Source organism: Hyphomonas sp., assembly GCF_013823385.1.
Lineage (GTDB): Bacteria > Pseudomonadota > Alphaproteobacteria > Caulobacterales > Hyphomonadaceae > Hyphomonas.
Map to the genome: position 1 here is coordinate 1 of NZ_PNMA01000137.1, position 1,562 is coordinate 1,562.

2 protein-coding genes are annotated in these 1,562 nt (G+C 57.7%); one reads left to right on the plus strand and one right to left on the minus strand.

The genetic code is table 11. From position 1 onward, the window contains the following. Positions 1–270: 270 nt before the first annotated feature. Entirely contained in the window at positions 271–1,119 is an 849-nt protein-coding gene (locus tag C0456_RS20495) for a toprim domain-containing protein (protein ID WP_291056546.1), read from the minus strand. Positions 1,120–1,262: 143 nt separating this feature from the next. Between C0456_RS20495 and C0456_RS20500 the strand changes: the two genes are divergently transcribed. Continuing rightward, positions 1,263–1,562: hypothetical protein (locus C0456_RS20500; protein ID WP_291056548.1), on the plus strand; the 300-nt coding region annotated here is incomplete at its 3' end.

Here is a 1,562-nt window from a genome sequence, read left to right on the forward strand (position 1 = left end):
GACCGGAAGTGGTCGGCGGCCACCCTTTGCGTTGATTGATCCGAATGGCCGCTAACCCGATTTCGCAACCTTGAAGCTGCCTTTCCGGTTCGTCCGTAACCCCGGTCGTTTACTGGAGAATTTCGCTCATGATGAAGGTGGAGAAATTCACGGCTAAGGGTTCCAACGTCAGCGCACTTTTGGGATCATCAGTAGAATCCGTCACACGAGCTTCCATGATCTTCAACCCATGCGTGAACCCGCATAGGCGCAACGTTTTCCTTAAAACTTTCAATCCCTTGGACTGACCACATCATTCCCAACTTCTGCCCAGTCACGGCAATGGCTTGGCGGCGCATCCCTATTGATGCACCGCCTCGGCATGCCGTGAGCGTCGACAGCTGCCATGGCCGCTGTTCGTCCCGGTCCGTCATTGTCTTCAGCTATGTACAACTCTGTAACGTAGGTCGGCACTCCGATAAGCGCGAGGCGCTCATTACCAAGCGCTGCCCAGCACGGGATTTGCTTGATCTGGGCATAGCTCGCCGCATCCTCCATGCCCTCAGCAATGGCGAGCACGTTGCCTTCGAACCGTGGTGCCCAAGCACCCTGTCCGGGCTTTCCGAGCATAAACTTGCCCTCATGCCATGTTCCGTCGCTCGTAAGCCTAATACGTTGGATGGCCGTGATCCGGTGCCCAGTTCTGACAGCGACCAGTAACGCGGGCCGGAAGGTGGTTTTGGGCTTGCGGCCGAACGGGCACCTTGGATGAAAGCGTAAGTCGGGGAGATCGACTGGCAGTCGACGCGATCGAAGGTAGACTTCGCCGAGCGTCCCCCGGATTTCTGTGCCCTGATCCCAGATCCTTCTGACATTGGGCGCAGTTCCTTCGGGACGGTAACTCGGGGGAGGGGAGTTCAGGATCGGTTTGGTTCGACCGATTGCGCGCAGGACATCCTCGCTGCGGCATCCCGCAAAACAATGAACCAGAATACCCCGCTCGCCCTGCCGGATGGAAAGGGAAGGGGTTCTGTCTGCGTGCGCGGGGCAGACGCACATCGCGTAGAAACCGTGCCAACGGCCCTTCAGTGCAGCAACGATGTCGATGGTCTCCTGGGTGGGTTTGAGCGCAATCAGCATAAACTCGCTCCTCTCAGCTAAGCCTCACCATCTTTCCCCTTTGGATCGACCCGACCTTCTCCGGCACGGCTCGCGATTGCCATGTGCCGCCTGTTCATTTAGAAACGTGAGGCGATATCCGAACCACGCCGAAAGGTGTGGTCATGAAAAATCTTCTATTTTTGTTGGTCGCTTTGACGCCGACGCCATCATCGGCGCGCGAAGCAATTCTCGATGTGTTTTCGCCAGAGGCAAAACCGGACTTCGCTGTGCTCGCCCCACAGTTGCGCGGGGCGGTCGATCTCGAGCAATCAGTGGAACCGCCTTCGGCTCCAGTGGATGCGTTTTCACCCGAGTTGAACGGCGACTTTGAGTTGCTCCCTCACAGCTTCACGGTCAATCCCTATGCCGCGCGTCCCGCTGTTCCTTCGTGGATGCGGGCAGGTGCATCATTCATGGGCCCT